The sequence below is a fragment of the Bacillus cereus group sp. N21 genome, assembly GCF_016483395.1.
Taxonomy (GTDB): Bacteria; Bacillota; Bacilli; order Bacillales; family Bacillaceae_G; genus Bacillus_A; species Bacillus_A pseudomycoides.
In genome coordinates, this window is record NZ_JAEHBX010000277.1 from 1 (window position 1) to 355 (window position 355).

Below are 355 nucleotides of genomic sequence, written 5' to 3' on the forward strand. Positions count from 1 at the left end.
GAAGTGTAAGCGGGATTGACTTGAAAGACAGCCACGCCCCTTTTATCCGCGCGACCTAGAATTGCACTTGTCATCTTTTCATAAGCGAACATACTCTTCATTCGATTTGCTCGCTTATTTCCATAACGATCCCCTGTTTTCGATTGGGTTGTATCTAACTTCTCGATGACAATTGTCTTGTTATACCGCTCCGCTAAGTCCACTAAGCGAACGGCCTCCGCTTCGATTATCTTTGTGATTTGTCCGGTAGATTTACCCATGATAGAAAAACGAAGGGAACCACTTCCTTTGTAATTCCCGTCCTTCGTTACATTCGCCCAAGCAAAATGTTCGAGATTGCAATCCACACCAATCG

1 protein-coding gene is annotated in these 355 nt (G+C 44.5%); it reads right to left on the reverse strand.

Annotated elements, in window-relative coordinates; all coding sequences use genetic code 11:
* The coding region (locus tag JDS96_RS30840) for an IS200/IS605 family accessory protein TnpB-related protein (protein WP_199669133.1) at positions 1-355 on the reverse strand (355 nt) is incomplete at both ends.